This window comes from Enemella evansiae, from assembly GCF_002250705.1.
GTDB classification, from domain to species: Bacteria; Actinomycetota; Actinomycetes; order Propionibacteriales; family Propionibacteriaceae; genus Enemella; species Enemella evansiae.
In genome coordinates, this window is the sequence record NZ_NMVP01000001.1 from 520,115 (window position 1) to 537,442 (window position 17,328).

At 69.1% G+C, this 17,328-nt stretch carries 19 protein-coding genes; 12 read left to right on the forward strand and 7 right to left on the reverse strand.

The window, feature by feature from the left end; translation table 11 throughout:
- Positions 1-9 precede the first annotated feature (9 nt).
- The 9 genes from pgsA (at position 10) to ftsR (ending at position 6,396) form a co-directional block, all read left to right on the forward strand.
- Positions 10-666: a phosphatidylinositol phosphate synthase gene (pgsA, locus tag BI335_RS02470; protein ID WP_094429540.1), complete on the forward strand. Its 657-nt coding sequence runs from the start codon at positions 10-12 to the stop codon at positions 664-666.
- Positions 663-1,547 (forward strand): phosphatidylinositol mannoside acyltransferase, encoded by an 885-nt coding sequence (locus BI335_RS02475; protein WP_172421692.1) that lies wholly within the window; start codon positions 663-665, stop codon positions 1,545-1,547. Before pgsA ends, BI335_RS02475 begins: the two co-directional genes overlap by 4 nt.
- Positions 1,547-2,614, forward strand: coding sequence for a glycosyltransferase family 4 protein (locus tag BI335_RS02480; RefSeq protein ID WP_094429542.1), 1,068 nt, complete (start codon positions 1,547-1,549; stop codon positions 2,612-2,614). Before BI335_RS02475 ends, BI335_RS02480 begins: the two co-directional genes overlap by 1 nt.
- Before the next feature lie 9 nt (positions 2,615-2,623).
- Positions 2,624-3,478 (forward strand): DUF881 domain-containing protein, encoded by an 855-nt coding sequence (locus tag BI335_RS02485; RefSeq protein WP_144009058.1) that lies wholly within the window; start codon positions 2,624-2,626, stop codon positions 3,476-3,478.
- Entirely contained in the window at positions 3,475-3,807 is a 333-nt protein-coding gene (locus tag BI335_RS02490; protein ID WP_094358290.1) for a small basic family protein, read from the forward strand. The genes BI335_RS02485 and BI335_RS02490 overlap by 4 nt, the downstream gene beginning before the upstream one ends.
- Positions 3,800-4,606 carry a DUF881 domain-containing protein gene (locus tag BI335_RS02495; protein ID WP_229119397.1) on the forward strand — a complete coding sequence of 269 codons (807 nt, stop codon included), beginning with the start codon at positions 3,800-3,802 and terminating at the stop codon, positions 4,604-4,606. Before BI335_RS02490 ends, BI335_RS02495 begins: the two co-directional genes overlap by 8 nt.
- 60 nt (positions 4,607-4,666) lie before the next feature.
- A complete protein-coding gene (gene gcvH, locus BI335_RS02500) occupies positions 4,667-5,053 on the forward strand; it encodes a glycine cleavage system protein GcvH (protein WP_094358292.1) in 387 nt (128 codons plus the stop codon).
- Between the two features lie 93 nt (positions 5,054-5,146).
- The gene (locus tag BI335_RS02505) at positions 5,147-5,677 is read left to right on the forward strand and encodes an FHA domain-containing protein (RefSeq protein ID WP_094358294.1); all 531 of its coding nucleotides are present in this window, start codon (positions 5,147-5,149) and stop codon (positions 5,675-5,677) included.
- Complete coding sequence (gene ftsR, locus BI335_RS02510; RefSeq protein WP_094429544.1) at positions 5,677-6,396, forward strand: transcriptional regulator FtsR; 720 nt, start codon at positions 5,677-5,679, stop codon at positions 6,394-6,396. The genes BI335_RS02505 and ftsR overlap by 1 nt, the downstream gene beginning before the upstream one ends.
- Positions 6,397-6,485: 89 nt before the next feature.
- Here ftsR and BI335_RS02515 read toward each other — a convergent pair whose 3' ends face one another.
- Together BI335_RS02515 and BI335_RS02520 are read right to left on the reverse strand one after the other, a co-directional pair.
- Positions 6,486-6,812, reverse strand: coding sequence for a winged helix-turn-helix domain-containing protein (locus BI335_RS02515; RefSeq protein ID WP_094425133.1), 327 nt, complete (start codon positions 6,810-6,812; stop codon positions 6,486-6,488).
- The gene (locus BI335_RS02520; protein ID WP_094429545.1) at positions 6,809-7,246 is read right to left on the reverse strand and encodes a hypothetical protein; all 438 of its coding nucleotides are present in this window, start codon (positions 7,244-7,246) and stop codon (positions 6,809-6,811) included. The genes BI335_RS02515 and BI335_RS02520 overlap by 4 nt, the downstream gene beginning before the upstream one ends.
- Positions 7,247-7,328: 82 nt before the next feature.
- On the opposite strand from BI335_RS02520, the gene BI335_RS02525 reads away from it, so the two are divergent.
- Together BI335_RS02525 and BI335_RS02530 are read left to right on the forward strand one after the other, a co-directional pair.
- Positions 7,329-7,814: a bifunctional nuclease family protein gene (locus BI335_RS02525; protein ID WP_094358302.1), complete on the forward strand. Its 486-nt coding sequence runs from the start codon at positions 7,329-7,331 to the stop codon at positions 7,812-7,814.
- 320 nt (positions 7,815-8,134) lie between these two features.
- Entirely contained in the window at positions 8,135-8,734 is a 600-nt protein-coding gene (locus tag BI335_RS02530) for a MerR family transcriptional regulator (RefSeq protein WP_094358304.1), read from the forward strand.
- 3 nt (positions 8,735-8,737) lie between these two features.
- Here BI335_RS02530 and BI335_RS02535 read toward each other — a convergent pair whose 3' ends face one another.
- The 3 genes from BI335_RS02535 to BI335_RS02545 are packed head-to-tail and all read right to left on the reverse strand — an operon-like array spanning position 8,738 to position 11,866.
- A complete protein-coding gene (locus BI335_RS02535; protein WP_094429546.1) occupies positions 8,738-9,682 on the reverse strand; it encodes a carbohydrate ABC transporter permease in 945 nt (314 codons plus the stop codon).
- Complete coding sequence (locus tag BI335_RS02540) at positions 9,679-10,581, reverse strand: carbohydrate ABC transporter permease (protein WP_166646658.1); 903 nt, start codon at positions 10,579-10,581, stop codon at positions 9,679-9,681. Before BI335_RS02540 ends, BI335_RS02535 begins: the two co-directional genes overlap by 4 nt.
- Entirely contained in the window at positions 10,574-11,866 is a 1,293-nt protein-coding gene (locus tag BI335_RS02545) for an extracellular solute-binding protein (RefSeq protein ID WP_094429548.1), read from the reverse strand. The genes BI335_RS02540 and BI335_RS02545 overlap by 8 nt, the downstream gene beginning before the upstream one ends.
- A 195-nt stretch (positions 11,867-12,061) precedes the next feature.
- Between BI335_RS02545 and gcvP the strand changes: the two genes are divergently transcribed.
- Entirely contained in the window at positions 12,062-14,929 is a 2,868-nt protein-coding gene (gene gcvP / locus BI335_RS02550; RefSeq protein ID WP_094429549.1) for an aminomethyl-transferring glycine dehydrogenase, read from the forward strand.
- Positions 14,930-14,939: 10 nt separating this feature from the next.
- On the opposite strand, the gene BI335_RS02555 is transcribed toward gcvP, so the two are convergent.
- Both BI335_RS02555 and BI335_RS21755 read right to left on the reverse strand, forming a co-directional pair.
- Complete coding sequence (locus BI335_RS02555; protein ID WP_094429550.1) at positions 14,940-16,400, reverse strand: M60 family metallopeptidase; 1,461 nt, start codon at positions 16,398-16,400, stop codon at positions 14,940-14,942.
- A 213-nt stretch (positions 16,401-16,613) separates the two neighbouring features.
- The gene (locus BI335_RS21755; protein WP_229119429.1) at positions 16,614-17,216 is read right to left on the reverse strand and encodes an endonuclease I family protein; all 603 of its coding nucleotides are present in this window, start codon (positions 17,214-17,216) and stop codon (positions 16,614-16,616) included.
- Positions 17,217-17,328: the final 112 nt, after the last annotated feature.

Sequence of the window (17,328 nt, forward strand, 5' to 3'; positions counted from 1 at the left end):
GGAATCGCTGTGCTGGAACGGTTTCGCGGAGTGCAGGCGGTGGTGATGAAGCCGCTGGCCAGGGCGCTGCTGCGGGCCGGTGTCGGCCCCGATGCGGTGACCTGGTTCGGCACCGTCTCGGTCGCGGTGGTCGCGCTGGTCTGCTTCCCGCTGGGCTGGCTCTGGCAGGGAGCGGTGCTGGTGGCGGTGTTCTCCTGCACCGACATGATCGACGGCCACATGGCCCGCGAGGTGGGTCGGCCGTCGCGCTGGGGCAGCTTCCTGGACTCCACCCTCGACCGGTTCTCCGATGCCGCCCTGTTCGGCGGGATCGCGGTGTATCTGCTGCTTTCGCACGCCTGGTGGGGCTGGCTGGCGGCCGCCCTGCTGGGACTGGTCACCGCCCAGGCGACCTCCTATGTGAAGGCCCGCGCCGAGGCCGTGGATTGCCACGCCGACGCCGGGCCGCTGACCCGGGCCGACCGGGTCGCACTGCTGGTCCTGGGCACCCTGCTCGCCGGCCTCGGCGTACCCCATGCCCTGGAAGTGATGCTGGTCGCGCTCGCCGCCGGCGGCCTGCTCACGGTGGTACGCCGGATGCGAGAGGTGCGCCGGCAACTGGTCGGACCGGGTGAACCGCGGCGGATCGGGCGCGGCTGGCGGCAGCGCTCCCGGGCACGCCTGTGAGCACCCGCTGGACCCGGTTCCGGGATGCGGCCAACCGCCAGATCTTCCAACGTGGGCAGGCCATCGCGCCACACCTGTCCGCGCGCGCCATCGACCGCGTCGCAGCCGCGGCGGCGTACCCGGCGGAGCGGCTGGACTGGTCCCATCTGCGGACCTACCGGGAGAACCTGACCCGCACCCTGGGCCGGCCGCCGAGCCGGGCCCTGGTGCGCGCCGGGATCGCCTCCTGGCTCCGCAACTTCGTCGAGGTGCTGGCCCTGCAGCGCTGGAGCCGCGAGCGGATCATCGGCAGCGTCACCGTGCTCGGGGAGGACCGGTTGCGCGCCGCCCATGCCGACCGCGGCGCGGTGGTCGCCCTGGCACACCTGGCCAACTGGGACCTGGCCGGCGCCTGGGCCTGCTCCACCGGACTGCCGGTGAGCACCGTCGCCGAGAATCTCGGTGCGCGGGAATTCGAAGCCTACAAGAGAATCCGGGCCCACCTGGGCATGGAGGTGCTCGCCCACGACGACACCGGGGCGCTGCGCCGGCTGACCCGGGCGATCGGCGAGGGCCGGGTGGTGTGCCTGCTGGCCGAACGCGACTTCACCCGCGCCGGCATCGAGGTCGACTGGGCCGGCAACACCGTCCGGATGCCGGCCGGGCCCGCGATGATCGCCCGCACGACCGGCGCGGCGCTGTTCGGTGCGGTCACCCATTACGTGCCCGGGGGCATCGTGCTCGAACTCACCGAGATCGAGCATCGCCCCGGCCGCGAGGGCCTGGTCGCGATGACCCAGGACCTCGCCGATCAGTTCGTCACCGGGATCCGCGCCTATCCGCAGGACTGGCACATGATGCAACCCTTCTTCGACCTCCCGGCGCGGGGCCCCGCACGTTGATGCGGATCGGCCTGGTCTGCCCCTACTCCCTCGACGTACCCGGCGGGGTGCAGCAGCAGGTGCTCGGCCTGGCCGACTGGCTGCAGGAGCGGGGTCACCAGGTATCGGTGCTGGCGCCCGGCCGGTCGGCGCCACAGCCCTGGGTCCGGGTCACCGGTGCCGCGGTTCCGGTGCGGTGGAACGGATCGACCGCCCGGATCGCGGGTGGCGGACTCACGGCACGGCGGGTACGCCGCTGGCTCGCCGAGTTCCGCCCCCAGGTGTTGCATCTGCACGAGCCCTTCACCCCCTCGGCCGCCGGCTGGGCCCTCGCCCTGGCCGGTCCAACACCGGTCGTCGCGACCTGCCACGCCGCCGTGGACCAGGCCACCCGACAGGCCGCGGTGGCCCGCGCGGCCGGGCGGCTGCTCACCCCGCTGCACCGCCGGATCCGGGTGGCGACCGCGCCCTCGAGCGCGGCCGCCGCGACCGCCCGGGCACACTGGGGCCTGGATCCGCGGATCGTGCCGAACGCGATCGACACCGGTCACTACGCGGGTCAGCGGGTCCCCGGTGACCGGCCCCGGCTCACCTTTCTCGGCCGCCTCGACGAACCACGCAAGGGACTGCCCGTGCTGCTGGCGGCGCTGCCCGAACTGCGCCGCCGGATCGGTGTGTTCGAACTGCAGCTGATCGGCCCCGGACACGCCCCGAACGCGCCCGAGAGCAGGCCGTTCGGCCGCGTCGATGAGGCGACCAAGGCCGCGCTGCTGCGGCGTACCGATGTGCTGATCGCGCCCAACACGAGCGGCGAGAGCTTCGGCATCGTGCTGATCGAGGCCCTGGCGGCCGGGGCCCGCGTGGTGGCCAGCGATCTGCCGGCCTTCGCCGAAGTGCTCGCCGACGAACCCGGGGGACGCACCTTCACCACCGGCGATCCCGAGGCGCTGGCCCGGGCGGTCGCCGAGTCGCTCACCGGGCCCGGATCGCGCCCCGCGGACCGCTTCGACTGGGACCGGGTCGGCAAGGACTTCCTCACCGCGTACGCCGATTCGGGGATTCGTCGGGACCCCACCGGTTCCGGTTAGGGTTGCCCGGTGAGTCCACGCCTGCACCTGACGCCGTCCGCGCGCCCGGACGCCAGCATGGACCTGCTGAACCAGATTCTGCGGCAACCGGTCGACCCGGACTATGCGATCGTCGCCGACCGGGAGCGACGCCGCGCCGAGAGCCGCACCGACGCCGTCCCGAAGCGCCACCGCCCGCACCTGCGGCTCGCCGCGGTCGCCGTGGTGATCGGCACCCTGTTCAGCCTGGCGGCGGTGCAGACCTTCCGGTCCCGACCGGTGGCGACCGCCGAACGCGCCCAGCTGATCGCCCGGATCAAGACCGAGGACCAGCGCCAGGAGGATCTGCGCAACCGGTTGGTCGAGCTGCGCGCGGGCAACGACCAGCTACGGCGTACCGCGCTCGCCGGTGACACCCAGGCCCGTCAGCTGCAGACCCAGGTCGATGACCTGGCGCCGATCGCCGGCGATGCCCCGGTCAGGGGCCCCGGTGTCACCGTGATCGTCGACGACGCCCCGGTCACCCGCGAGGACCGGTTGAACCGCGTCCTCGATCGCGACCTGCAACAGCTCGCCAACGGGCTCTGGTCCGCGGGCGCCGAGGCGGTCGCCATCAACGGCCACCGGCTCACCACCCGGACAGCGATCCGCTCCGCCGGCGATGCGATCACCGTCGACTACCGCTCTCTCACCCGGCCCTACCGGGTCGAGGCCATCGGCGACCCCCGGCGGCTGCCCGCCGCGTTCGCCGAGAGCCAGGGCGGACGGTTGTGGACCAGCCTGCAGCAGAACTACCAGCTGCGGTTCGAGGTCTCCCAGGCCAAGGAGCTGACCCTGGCCGCCGACCCCGGCTTCGGGACCCGCGAGGCAAGGAGGATGCCGTGATCCCCATCATCGGACTGGCCGTCGGCATCGGGCTCGGGGTCTTCCTGCAGCCGACCCTGCCGCCGGTGCTGCAGCCCTATCTGCCGATCGCGATCGTCGCCGCGATGGATGCGATGTTCGGCGGTCTGCGGGCCTATCTGGAGGGCAACTTCACCGACAAGGTGTTCGCCGTGTCATTCGTTTCGAACGTGTTGATCGCCGCGCTGATCGTGTGGGTCGGTGACCAGATCGGGGTCGGTTCGCAGCTGTCGACCGCCGTGGTGGTGGTCCTCGGCATCCGGATCTTCACCAACGCCGCCGCGATCCGAAGGGCGCTGTTCCGTGCCTGAGAACGAGACCCCCGAGCAGCCCGAGACCGCGGACACGTCCTCCGTCGACGAGCAGCCGAAGCGCGCGGCGACCGCGGAGCCCTCGGGCTGGGCACGGCTCGGCCGGGCCTTCCTGCGCCCGGGCCGCGGCCAGCTCGTGGTGGCGGTGATCTGCTGTGTGGTGGCGATGGCGGTGGTGATGCAGATCCGTGCCCAGCGCACCGACGACACCTACGCCACCGCCCGGCGGGCCGACCTGGTGCAGCTGGTCGACGGGCTCGGTCAGGAGTCCCGACGGCTGGAGGCCGAGGTCAACGACCTGGAACGCTCCCGCCGCGACCTCACCTCCGGCGCCGATTCCCAGCGCGTCGCCCGCGACGAGGCCCGGCGACGGCTGGACGCGCTCCAGGTGCTCTCCGGTACCGCCCCCGCCGAGGGCCCCGGCGTACTGATCACGATCACCGACCCGAATCAGAAGGTGACCGTCGGGGTGGTCCTCGACGCCATCGAGGAGATGCGGGACGCCGGCGCCGAGGTGATCGAGGTCAACGACCGGATCCGACTCGTCGCCTCGAGCTCGATCACCGGCAACCCCGGCGCACTGCAGATCGACGGCCAACCGGTCACCATGCCGCTGAAGTTGAAGGTGATCGGCGAGCCCAACGCCCTCGACGAGGCGGCCCGATTCCGCGGCGGCCTGGCCTCGGAGATCACCTCCACCCAGATCGGCGGCCAGATCACCATCGAGCGACAGGATCGGCTGCAGGTGCGCTCCTTGCACGTGCCTCAACCGCACCAGTACGCTCAGCCCGCACGCTGAACCGGCACCGGATCGGCGGCACAGACCAACAGACCAGGGTCCGACCCCCGAAGGAGAGTCATGGCAGAGTTTCCCGAGGACCTGAAGTACAGCACCGAGCACGAGTGGGTCCGCCCGGGGAACGGCACGACCGTCCGTGTGGGCGTCTCGGAGTACGCCACCGAGCAGCTCGGGGACATCGTCTACGTCCAGCTGCCGGATGTCGGCCAGGAGGTCTCGGCCGACGACTCCGTCGGTGAACTCGAGTCCACCAAGAGCGTCTCGGACGTGATGTCGCCGGTCAGCGGGGTGGTCAACCAGGTCAACGAGGCCGTCGTGGATTCCCCGGAGACCATCAACTCCGACCCCTACGGCGACGGCTGGCTGTTCGAGGTCGAGGTCGCCGGCGAGGAGGCGTACGCCGACCTGATGGACGCCGACGCGTACGCCGAGCACGTGGGGGAGTGATCGCGGGCGGGTGATACCCACTCGCTCACCGACTACCCCCTAGACTTGCTCAACCAGGGTGGAAAAATCACCCCCGGACAGGGAGGCGCCCGAATGCCTTACTGCACCAAGTGCGGACACAACAATCCCGAGGGCAGCAACTACTGCAGCCAGTGCGGGGAGCCGCAGGTGCGCACCGAGCACATCCGGGTCGAGCTCGACCAGACCGCCGGCAGCGACACCACCAAGGTCATCCCCTCGGTGGCGGAGGAGAATCCGGCGGCGGGGGAGCTCTCCGCCGAGGACGAGGCGGCCGTCGGTTCGCTGCCCGAGGGGCATGCGCTGCTGATCGTGCACCGCGGGCCGTCCGCCGGCGCCCGATTCCTGCTCGACTCCGATGAGGCGACCGCGGGGCGGCATCCCGATTCCGACATCTTCCTGGACGACATCACGGTGTCCCGCCACCATGTGCGGTTCACCCGGACCGCCGAGGGCACGACGGTGGCCGATGTGGGCAGCCTGAACGGCACCTACGTCAACCGGACCCTGATCGACGGCGAGGTGCTCCTCAAGCCCGGCGATGAGGTCCAGATCGGCAAGTTCCGCATGGTCTACTTCGCGAAGCCGGCGCGCGGATCGGACTGATGGCCCCAGGAATGCGCAGCATCGGGCAGGTCCTGACCATCCTCAAGACCGAGTTCCCGGACATCTCCATCTCGAAGATCAGGTTCCTGGAGAGCGAGGGCCTGGTCTCGCCGGAGCGCGCCCCATCCGGTTACCGCCGCTACGCCGACACCGACGTCGAGCGGCTGCGCTACATCCTGTCGGTGCAGAAGAACCATTATCTGCCGCTCAAGGTGATCCGCGAGCACCTGGACATGATGGACCGCGGGATGGCACCGCCCCGGTTGGAATCACCGCGGCCCACGGTCAGCCCCGAGCAACCGAACGGGGCTCCGCCGTCGGCCGGTGTCGCACCCGCCCCGCCGCGGCCGCCGGCCGGGCAGCCACCGCGTCCGCTGCGGATGTCGCGTCGGGAGCTGCTGGAGGCCAGCGGGCTCACCGAACCGGCCCTGGTGGAGCTGGAGAAGGAGCACATCATCGCGCCCCGGCGCGGGACCACCTTCTACAACCGGGACGCGGTCACGATCGCGATCGCCGCCCGCCGGCTCGCCGAGTTCGGCATCGACGCCCGGCATCTGCGCCAGGTGAAGAGCTTCGCGAGCCGCGAATACGGGCTGATCGAGCAGGCGGTCGCCCCGTTCCAGCGCCGCGCCGGTGCGAACCGCAACGTCGCCCGGGACGCCACCCAGCTGATGATCCACGTGCACGCCGCGATGATGCGGATCGCCGCGGACCGCTGAACCGGGCGCCAGGTGGGCGTTGTGGAATGATCATGGAATATTCGTACTTATATTTGAATAGTGCGGATGAAGAGTCGAATTGTCCATGATCATTCGTGATGCTCGGCTTCGGAGTTGGCCGGGGTGGTTTCGGCGATCTCGCGCAAGGCTGCCAGGTGCTCGTCGAGGGCGCGGCGCCCCGACTGCGTCAGGCTCAGCCAGGTGCGGGTGTGTCGGCCATGGGCGGCCTTGCTGATCGTGAGATAACCGGCGTCGGCGAGTTGGGTGAGCTGCTTGGAGAGCGTCGAATCGGAGACCTCGACCGTCTCCCGGATCACCCGGAACTCGGCCTTCGAGACCTGGGCGAGGGCTGCGACGATGGACAGCCGAATCGGTGAGGTGAACCGGTCGTCGAGTCGGTGCCGGGGATGACTCATCGGCCGACCCGCTGACCGAGCGCCCAGAAGCCCGCGCCGGACAGGATGCCGGCCCCCAGCCAGGGTGTACCGCTGATCCACCAGGGCTGGCCGGCCGCATGCAGCTGCCCGCTGAACCACATGCCGAGATAGAACACCACCATCACCGCCACCGTCGCCAGGACCTCACGCACGGCGGCCCGTGGGTAGGCGAGGTGCCCGTAGTAGTCGAAACAGCTGGCGATCGTCCCCACGATGAGCGATCCGAGCACCACCAGGATCCACCAGCGTGGCAGCGCCCAGTAGGGATACATGGCCAAGGCGGTGCCGAGCAGCAGGAAGGCGACGATCCGGAAGGAGCGGGTCGCATGGGACAGGTTTCGTGTGATGGCCTGTCGCTGCCGTTCGGCATCGGCGAGCCGGTCACGTGCTTCCTTCGGACTGACCTCGTTCATGTCGGGACAATAGCAAGTACTTGCTCCGATGGAAAGTAGTTGCCGGTGTTCGCGGTGCGGACGCGACGAGTAGTCTTGAACCATGCGGGAACTCGATCTCATGGGCGTCCGGGTGGAGATGCCCTCAAACATCCCGATGGTGCTGCTGCGGGAGGTCGGCGGGCACCGCTACCTGCCGATCTGGATCGGCGCCAACGAGGCGTCCTCGATCGCCGGGGCGCAGGAGGGGCTGGTGCCGCCGCGGCCCCTCACCCACGACCTGATGCTCGATGTGCTGAACGCCCTCGGGCACCGGCTCACCGAGGTGCACATCACCGAGCTGGAAGAGGGAGTCTTCCGGGCCAACCTGATCATCGACGGCGTCGAGGTGTCCTCGCGGCCCTCGGATGCGATCGCCCTGGCGGTCCGCAACGGTGCCGAGATCCTCTGTGCCGAGGACGTGCTGGATGCGGCCGGCATCGACGTCCCCGAGGAGGAGGACGACGACGAGGTGGAGAAGTTCCGGGAGTTCCTCGATCACGTCAACCCCGACGACTTCGTCACCGGCGACGAACCGCCGGAGAACTGAGCCGGGACGCCGGGGGAGTCGAGCGATGCGGCGTACGGGGCAAACCTCAAGTGCCACTCGACCCGTGCCCGGGTGCCGCCCAGACCTGGCGCCGCTGCGGCGTAGCGTCGCAAAACCCCTAGTCAGCACCGCTTTGCCCGGAAGGTCTCGGGAAGGCAACGGTTTCACCCCGACGCGCGACACCAGCGGGGTGTCGTTGACCGGGTGCGGAGCGGGGCCTAGCGTGCTGGTTAATCCCAACCGGGTAATCCCTCCGATGGAGTTTGCGCCCGGGCCGATTGCCGGTCAGCCATGACCGACTTCCCCCTGAGTGAGGAACAGTGAACAGCAGCCGCGAGGTGCAGCCGGAGAAGCAGCCGCAGGTCGGTCAGGACCTGCTCTTCGACGGCGACTTCTCGCCGGTGCCCGAGGACGTGGGCTTCCGCGGTCCGGTGGCCGGCAACGCGGCCGGGATCACCTACCGGCAGCTGGACTACTGGGCGCGTACCGGACTGGTCACCCCCACCATCCGCGACGCCACTGGCTCCGGCAACCCGCGCCTCTACTCCTTCCGCGACATCCTGATCCTCAAGGTGATCAAGCGGCTCATCGACGCCGGCATCTCGCTGCAGCAGATCCGCAAGGCGATCGAGCACCTGCGCGCCCGCGGCATCAACGACCTGACCGAGGTCACCCTGATGAGCGACGGCGTCTCGGTCTTCGAGTGCACCACCGACAACGAGGTGATCGACCTGCTGCGCGGCGGCCAGGGCATGTTCGGCATCGCGCTCGGCTCGGTCTGGAAGGACCTCGAGGGCAGCCTGCTCGAGCTGCCCGCCGAGCGCAGCGAGGCAGCCGCCGCCGTGGACGAGGAGCCCGGGCAGCCGGCCCTGCTCGACGACGAGCTCTCCCGCCGGCGCCGCGCCCGCGACGCCGGCTGAGTCTCAGCCCTTCACCGACCCGGCGGCCATCCCCTGCACGATCAGCCGCTGGAAGATCAGCACCAGGATCAGCGGCGGCAGCACCGCGAGTACGCCGGCGGCGGACATCAGCGTGAACGAGGTGTTCAGATCGGTGGCGAAGTTCGCCGCCACCACCGGCATCGTCTTCGCCGCCCGGGTCGAGGTCATGAACAGCGCGAACATGAACTCACTCCACGCGGTCATGAACGAGAACACCGCGGCCGCCACCAGACCCGGTGCCGAGACCGGCAGCAACACGTGCCAGACGGTCTGCAACCAGTTCGCCCGATCGACCCGGGCCGCCTCCTCGAGTTCCCGCGGTACGGTCCGGAAGAAGTCCTTGAGCACCCACACCGTCACCGGAAGCGTGAACGTCAGATAGGACAGGATCAGCGCCCCGTAGGTGTTCAGCAGCCCGGCCTGTTTCATCATCAGATAGAAGGGGATGATGATCGCCACACTGGGCACCATCCGGGTCATCAGATAGCCGATCAGCAGCGCCTTGGAACCGCGGAACTCCAGCCGCGCGAAGGCGTACCCGGCCGGCACCGAGATCACCAGATTGAGCAGCGCCGTCGCCAGCGCCACGATCATCGAATTCCTCAGTGCGAAAGGGGTTTCCTCGACCGCGCGGCCACCGACCAGGCTCTGGTTGCCCTGCGGGTCGATGAAGCTCAGGTAGTTGCTCAGCGTCGGATTCTGCGGAATCCAGTGCGGCGGCACGGCGATCGCCTCCGCCTCGGTCATGAAGCTCATCGCCACGATCCAGTAGAACGGCAGGATGAACCAGGCCGCGAACAGCAACGCCAGCACCCACAGCAGGATCCGCTGGCCCAGACCGCGCCGCCGGCGCCGCGGAGTCGGGGCACCCGACCGGGGTCCCGCGGGTGGCGTGCCGGTGGACGGGGTGGAGGTGGCGGTGCTCATGACTCGAAGTTCCCCCGTCGATAGAGGATGCCGACATAGATCACCGAGATGACCAGGGTGAAGATGGTGATCATCCAGGAGTACGCGCTGCCCATCCCGAAATCGGTGTAGAAGAGCGCGGTGCGCACGTTCAGCACCGCGATCACCTCGGTGGCGTTGCCCGGTCCGCCACCGGTCAGCACATAGATCGTGTCGAAGGCCCGGAAGGAGTTCATCGTCTCCAGGATCAGCACGATCAGCAGCGGATGCAGCAGCCACGGCAGGGTGATGTTGGTGAACCGGCTGACCACCCCGGCACCATCCACCGCGGCCGAGTCGTGCAGCTCCTTCGGAATCGTGGAAAGCCCAGCCAGCAACAGAATCGTGGCGAACGGCATCGTGTTCCAGACCTGCGCCAGCGCGGTGAACCAGAACGCGCTGACCGGGGAGGAGAGCCACGCCTGATAGGTGTCGATGATGCCGAGCTGGGTGAGCAGGCCGTTCAGGGCGCCGGTCTTGGCGTCGAAGATGGTTCGCCACATCAGCCCGTTGACCACCCCGGGCATCGCCCACGGCAGCAGCGCCAGCGAACGCAGCACCCCGCGCCCGGGGAAGCTCTGGTGCAGCACGATCGCCAGCGTCAAGGCCAGCACCACCGTGGCCGCCACGACCACCACCACGAACGCCCCGGTCACCGCCAGCGAGTGCAGGAACGCCGGGTCCTGCCACAGCGAGACATAGTTCTCCAGCCCGATGAAGCGGATCGCCCGCGGCCGCCGGACGTTGTAGCGGTGCAGGCTGACCCAGAACGAATAACCGATCGGGTACGCCACCAGCAGCGCCAGGATGACGATCATCGGCAGGTTCAGCAGCCAGGCCCGGCGGGTGCTCGACCGGGTGGCGGTGACGACCTCAGGCATAGCGCTGCACCAGGGTCTGCGCGGTCTCATCGAGCTGGCGGCAGGCGTCGGCGGGGGACACCTGGCCGATCAACACCTCCTGGGTGCGCCGCTGCAGCGCCGCCTCGAACTCGGCGTACCAGGGCACCGCGGTGATGCTGCGCGGCCGGGCCGCATCGGCCAGCTCGGCGTACACCACCGGATCGATCCACTTGGCCAGGTCGGCCTGGATCTGCGGGTCACCCGCCAGTTCCCGGAACGGATAGCCCAGCCCCTGCTGGTCGAACCAGAACTTCGCGGTGTAGGGATAGTTCTCATCGCCGAAGCCGCCGAGATAGTTCAGCAGCGTCATCGCCTGGTCGCGGAGCTCGGTATCGGCCTTGATCACATACATCCGGGTGCTGCCCGCGGTGCCCCGGGTGTCCGGATTCAGCCCCGGGATCAGCGCCGCGGCCAGATTGCCGGCCTCCTTGGACTTCTTCGGATCGTTGTACTTCCGCAGCGAATAGCGGGCGCCGAACATGAACGCGTACTGGCCGGCCATCATCGCGTTGTCCAACGGGATCGCACCGGTCTGCACGGCGGCCGGGTCGACGACCTGATTGCGCGAGGCCTGCTGCAGCCACTCCAGGATCCCCGGCAGCGGGGAGGACGGTGCGGCCACCGCCGGGGCCAGCTCCGGGGTGAAGATGTCGGCCTCGTTGGCGTACACCAGCGACCACCACCAGCTCCACGCGGTGTCCTGCAGCTGGGCGCTGATCCCCACCGGCGAACGCATCCCGGTCCGGTCCCGGATGGTCAGGCACTGCGCCTCCAGCTCCTCGAGGCTGCGCGGGGGCGCCTTGATCCCGGCCTGGTCGAGCATCCGGCGGTTGTAGGTCAGGCAGGTGCTGTCGGTGTAGTAGGGCACCCCCCAGCGCCTGCCGGCATAGCTCATCGCCTGGGCGTTGACCGGATAGATCGCCTCGTAGATCCGGTCGACCCCCGGCAGTCCGTCGATCGGCTGCAACCATTCGGCCTCGACGGCGCTGGCCAAGTAGTCGTCGTACATGTACATGGCGTCCGGGCCGGAGCCACCCATGAACTCCGCGGTGATCTTCTGGATGAACTGGGCGCTGGTGATCGGGGTGTACTCGACCCTGATCTGCGGATTCCGCTGCATGAACCGGGCCAGATTCTGCTCCACCAACTGTGGTTCGAAATCCCAGCCCTCGAAGCGCAGGGCGCCGCTGTCGCTCGCGGTGCACCCCGACAGCGTCGCCGCGGCCGTGCCCCCGGCCAGGGCGAGGAAGGTGCGTCGTCGCATCGGGGTCTCCCTCTCTCGGGGGCCCTGAATCTAGAGCCGTTGTCGACAAGCCGTCAACGGTTCTGAGATGGGTGCGGCACCGTGCGCCCCCTGGCGGGGTGCCCGCATCGCGAGACGGCACTAGGATCGCGGATGGAGCAGGACGAGGGCGCTCGAGAGGCGGGCGCACCGGGAAGCCTGCGAGGAGTACGCCTGATGTCCGACCCCCAGCCCGCCGGATTCGCCGCCCGCCACATCGGCCCGGACGCCGCCGAGACCGCCCGGATGCTGGAGTCGCTCGGCCTCGGGTCGCTCGATGAGTTGATCGAACGCGCCGTCCCGGCCGCCATCCGCTCCGCGGAGCTGCCCGAGCTGCCGGAGCCGGTCAGCGAGCAGGCCGTCGAGGACGCGCTGGCCGGGCTGGCCGCGTTGAACAATCCGCTCACCGCGATGATCGGCCTCGGCTACCACGGCACGATCACCCCCGCGGTGATCCGCCGCAACGTGTTGGAGGATCCGGCCTGGTACACCGCGTACACCCCCTATCAGCCGGAGATCTCCCAGGGTCGGCTGGAGGCGCTGCTGAACTTCCAGACCGTGGTCTCCGACCTCACCGGGCTGACCGTGGCCGGCGCCTCGCTGCTGGATGAGGGCACCGCCGTCGCCGAGGCGGTGATGATGGCCCGCCGCGCCACCCGCAAGGGCGATGTGGTGCTGCTCGATGCCGACACGCTGCCGCAGACCGTCGAGGTGGTCCGTACCCGGGCCCGCGCGATGGGCTTCGAGGTCGTGGTGGCCGAGGGTGACCTGGTCACCGCACTGCAGACCCATGAGGCGTTCGCGGTCGTCGTGCAGACCCCCGGTGCCTCCGGGCGGCTCGCCCCGGTGGCCGAGCTCGCGGCGATCGCGGACAAGGCGCACGAGAACAATGCACTGGTGATCGCCGCGGTCGACCTGCTCGCCCAGACGATCACCGAGGCGCCGGCGAGCTGGGGTGCCGATATCGCTGTCGGCTCCTCCCAGCGCTTCGGCGTGCCGCTGTTCTACGGCGGGCCGCATGCCGGCTTCATCGCCGTCGGCACCCAGCTGCAGCGCAACCTGCCGGGCCGGCTGGTCGGGGTCTCCAAGGACGCCGACGGCACGGCGGCGTACCGGCTCGCCCTGCAGACCCGCGAGCAGCACATCCGCCGCGAGAAGGCGACCTCCAACATCTGCACCGCGCAGGTGCTGCTCGCCGTCGTCGCCGGCATGTACGCCTGCTACCACGGCCCCGCGGGGCTCACCCGGATCGCCGAGCAGGTGTCCCGCAACGCCCGCCGGATCGCCGCCGCGGCCACCGCGACCGGTGCCGAGCTGGTGCACGACACCTTCTTCGACACCGTGCAGCTCCGCGTCCCCGGCCGGGCCGCGGAGATCGTCGACACCGCGCGCGAGGGCGGCGTGCACCTGCGACTGGTGGACGCCGACACCGTCGGTATCGCGGTCGGTGAGGACGCCACCGAGGCCGACCTGGCCGCCGTCGCCGAGGCCCTCGGCGGCACGTTGTCCGACAGCGAACAGGGGGACCTGGCCGGTCGCTCGCGCGAGCAGGACTTCCTCACCCACCCGGTGTTCAACACCTACCATTCGGAGACCGAGATGCTGCGCTACCTGCGCGCGCTCTCGGACCGCGACTTCGCGCTGGACCGCGGGATGATCCCGCTGGGTTCCTGCACGATGAAGCTGAACGCGACCGCCGAGCTGGAGCCGATCTCCTACGACGGCTTCGCCAACCTGCACCCCTTCGCACCGGTCGACGATGCCGCCGGCTATCTCGAGCTGATCGGCTCCCTGCAGGACTGGCTGGCCGCGATCACCGGGTACGCCAGGGTCTCCATCCAGCCCAACGCCGGTTCCCAGGGCGAGTTCGCCGGGTTGATGGCCATCCGCGCCTACCATCGCGCCAACGGCGACGACCAGCGCATCGTCTGCCTGATCCCGTCCTCGGCGCACGGCACCAACGCGGCCTCGGCGGCGATGGCCGGGATGAAGGTGGCCGTGGTCAAGTCCGATGAACACGGGTCGGTCGATCTGGAGGACCTGCGGGTCAAGATCGATCAGCACCGCGACCAGCTCGCCGCGATCATGATCACCTATCCCTCCACCCACGGTGTCTACGAGCGGACCGTCACCGAGTTGTGCGAGCTGGTGCACGAGGCCGGCGGTCAGGTCTACATCGACGGTGCCAACCTGAACGCCCTGTGCGGGGTCGCCCAGCCCGGACAGTTCGGTGGCGATGTCTCGCATCTCAACCTGCACAAGACTTTCTGCATCCCGCACGGCGGCGGTGGGCCCGGTGTCGGACCCGTCGCGGTGGCCGAGCATCTGGTACCGCATCTGCCCAGTCACCCGCTGCTGCCCGAGGCGGGCCCGGACACCGGGGTGGGCCCGATCTCGGCCAGTCCGTTCGGCTCGGCCGGCATCCTGCCGATCTCCTGGGCCTACATCGCGATGATGGGGGCGGCGGGGTTGCGACAGGCGACCCAGCACGCGGTGCTGGCCGCGAACTATGTCGCGCATCGACTGACCGAGCACTATCCGGTGCTGTACGCCGGTGACGGCGGCCTGGTCGCCCACGAGTGCATCCTGGATCTGCGACCGCTCACCAAACGGACCGGGATCACCGTCGACGATGTCGCCAAGCGGCTGATCGACTACGGCTTCCACGCCCCGACGATGAGCTTCCCGGTGGCCGGCACCCTGATGGTCGAGCCGACCGAATCGGAGAGCCTGGATGAGCTGGATCGCTTCTGTGACGCGATGATCGCGATCCGCCGCGAGATCGACCAGGTCGCCGCGGGGGAGTGGCCGGCCGATGACAACCCGCTGGCGAACGCGCCGCACCCGCTGCTCCGGGTGACCGCCGACGAGTGGACCCATCCCTACTCGCGGACGATCGCCGGTTACCCGGCGGGTCGGCATGCCGGCCCGATCGAGGCTATCGGCCACGACAAGTACTGGCCGGCGGTCTCCCGGATCGACGGTGCCTACGGCGACCGGAACCTGATCTGCTCCTGCCCGCCGCCGGAGGCCTTCGAGGACTGATCCCGCTGCGTCAGCGAAGACCGTTCGCGGTGCGCAGTTGCGGTGACGCGAGGATCCGGCTGGTCAGCCGGGCGCCCTGCTCATCGCGGATCGTGCTCGGGTCCACCGACGGTTGCGGAAGACCCAGGGCGGTCACCCGGTTCCGGGTGTCGGCCGTCATCGGCATCCCCCACCGGTCGAAGAACTGCAGCAGGTTCGCACCGGCGGCCTTCGAATAGTAGAAGACGAGCTGACCGAGTCGGTACGCCTCGTCGTCGTAGGCACCGGGATCGGGCCGCTCATCCCGGATCAGCTTGTGCACCTTCGGCTGGAAGTCGTCCCCGAAGGCCAGGCGCAACTGCTCGAACATGACGACCTTCTCGAAGGCGGTGAAGGTGGTGAAGAAGTCCACCCCCGGCGATCCGATCTTCGGGAAGGCCCGCTCCCATTCGCTCTGCCCGTCGGCCTGCGGTGAATGCAGCCGCGGCAGCTGCCCGTACTTGACGGCGAAGGCCGCATTCACTGCCAGGGCGTAGATGTTCACCGTGACCTCGGTCAGCGACGACGGCTTGTAGACCGTCTGCTGATGCTGGTGCCCGAGCTCGTGGTAGAGGCCCCAGCCGCGCATCCGCACCCCCTCGACGGTGAGCAACCGGTCCTGGATCGGGGTGGGGAAGGACATGTGACCGTGGGTGGCGTACGCCCCGACACCGGCGATGCCACCGGGGAAGGTGATGAAGTGATACTTGTGCGCCAACCGGGCGTGGGTGGGCGTCGTGCCGTCCATGCCGGCCACGGCATCCTCGATGCCGATGATCTCCTCGTAGAGGCTCATCAGTTCGTTGTGGTCCTCACCGCGGTACTGCGTCATCGACTCGCGGTGCACGGTGAGCATGGCGTGGGCACTCACCAGTTCGACGAACGGCGTCGGGCGAGAGTCGAGCTGGCGCTGGAACTCCAGCTCATTGGTTTCGCCGTAGACGAAGTACGGCATGGGTTGGGCGGTCTCGCCCAGGGTGGCGCGCAGGTAGCCCTGCGACCCGATCACCTTCCAGTAGAGGACCCCGCCGATCGGGTCGGTGATCTTCTGTGATCCGGTACGCAGGGGGTAGCTGCGCGGCGCGCGCTTGCTCGGATCCGGATGGGTGTCCGGGGCGCCGACGACCAGTTCACAGCGTTCGGCGGTGGCGGCGGCCACGGTCACCCGGAGTTCGGTGTTCGGTGGCAGGTAGTAACCGGTGGAGCGCAGATCGCTCGCCGTCAGCACCTGGAAGGTTCGATCCTGCTCGGTGGGCCGGGCCGCGATGCAGGCGGTGGTCAGCTGGGTGCGTTGCTGGGTGACCGCGGCCGCCGGTCGGGTGCCGGCGAGCGCGCCGCCGAGACCCAGGGCGCCGGCGGCCCCGAGGGCCGCCGCGCCGCCCAGCAGGGTGCGACGGCTCAGACCCGCACGGTCGGATGGATGGGGTTCGTTGCAGAGGTTCGACGTCGACATTGAGTCTTCCACTCCTCGTCATTGGGGGTGGACTGAATGTAAACGCATACTGTGTTGATCGGCAAGAGCTCTGCGGAAAATCTCAACGACAATTGCGATATCGGGCGGACTACCCCCAGTGGGTCACTCCTCGCTCATCGATCAAGAGTAAGCGATTACTACCGTTCGGGCGGTGAGCGGGTTCGGCGGTGCGCCCGCTGAGTTGCGGGTGGGTCAACCCCAGATCGCGCGGGCGAACTGCGGGTTGTCGATGAACGGGTTCCGATTGCCCTGCCACTTGGTGAAGATGACCTCGTTGCGGCGACGTTCGGTCTCGGAGACCGGGTCCTGGTCGTTCCACTGCAGCAGCACCGACAACTTGCCCATCTCGGGTGCGGTCCCGGTGCCGACGCGATCGACGGCCTCCAGATCGGGCCTGCCGTCCCCGCCCTCGTAGCGCACGTCCATGTAGAGGATCATCCGGGCCACATCGCCCTTCACCTCATCACGCGGTTCGAACGAGTCCGCATCGGTGCGGTTCGCCGGTGCCTCGGTGAGCGGGTCGCCACCCAGGTCGAAATCCTTGTTGCTGCGGGTGGAGTTCACCGTCACGTCGGTGGCGCGCAGATGGTGCAGATCGGTACCCGGTCCGTTGGCCGTGCCGAAGTCACCGTGCGACTTGGCCCAGACGTGCTCGCGGTTCCAGTCATCGACATCACCGCCGCGCTCGGACTTCGCCTGGGACCGTCCGGTGTAGAGCAGGATGACGTTGTTCGGATTGGCCGGATCCTCATCGGTGTCGGCGATTCCGTCCCACACCTGGTCATAGGACAGCACCGTCTGGCGGCTGATGATCTGGTTCAGCTTCTGCTTCAGCGGCTCGCCGGTCAGGCCGGCCGTGCCGGCGTAATAGCCGGTCGGATCCGGCCCCGGGGTGGCGGTGCTGGTG

Bases quoted from the DNA above. Each gene is read 5' to 3' on its own strand.
- BI335_RS02540 (WP_166646658.1), bottom strand. From the start codon at position 10,581: ATGCCTGAGGTCGTCACCGCCACCCGGTCGAGCACCCGCCGGGCCTGG.
- BI335_RS02545 (WP_094429548.1), bottom strand. From the start codon at position 11,866: ATGCGACGACGCACCTTCCTCGCCCTGGCCGGGGGCACGGCCGCGGCG.
- BI335_RS02535 (WP_094429546.1), bottom strand. From the start codon at position 9,682: ATGAGCACCGCCACCTCCACCCCGTCCACCGGCACGCCACCCGCGGGA.
- BI335_RS02505 (WP_094358294.1), top strand. From the start codon at position 5,147: ATGCCTTACTGCACCAAGTGCGGACACAACAATCCCGAGGGCAGCAAC.
- BI335_RS02520 (WP_094429545.1), bottom strand. From the start codon at position 7,246: ATGAACGAGGTCAGTCCGAAGGAAGCACGTGACCGGCTCGCCGATGCC.
- BI335_RS02515 (WP_094425133.1), bottom strand. From the start codon at position 6,812: ATGAGTCATCCCCGGCACCGACTCGACGACCGGTTCACCTCACCGATT.
- gcvH (WP_094358292.1), top strand. From the start codon at position 4,667: ATGGCAGAGTTTCCCGAGGACCTGAAGTACAGCACCGAGCACGAGTGG.
- BI335_RS02480 (WP_094429542.1), top strand. From the start codon at position 1,547: ATGCGGATCGGCCTGGTCTGCCCCTACTCCCTCGACGTACCCGGCGGG.
- BI335_RS02525 (WP_094358302.1), top strand. From the start codon at position 7,329: ATGCGGGAACTCGATCTCATGGGCGTCCGGGTGGAGATGCCCTCAAAC.
- BI335_RS02555 (WP_094429550.1), bottom strand. From the start codon at position 16,400: ATGTCGACGTCGAACCTCTGCAACGAACCCCATCCATCCGACCGTGCG.
- ftsR (WP_094429544.1), top strand. From the start codon at position 5,677: ATGGCCCCAGGAATGCGCAGCATCGGGCAGGTCCTGACCATCCTCAAG.
- gcvP (WP_094429549.1), top strand. From the start codon at position 12,062: ATGTCCGACCCCCAGCCCGCCGGATTCGCCGCCCGCCACATCGGCCCG.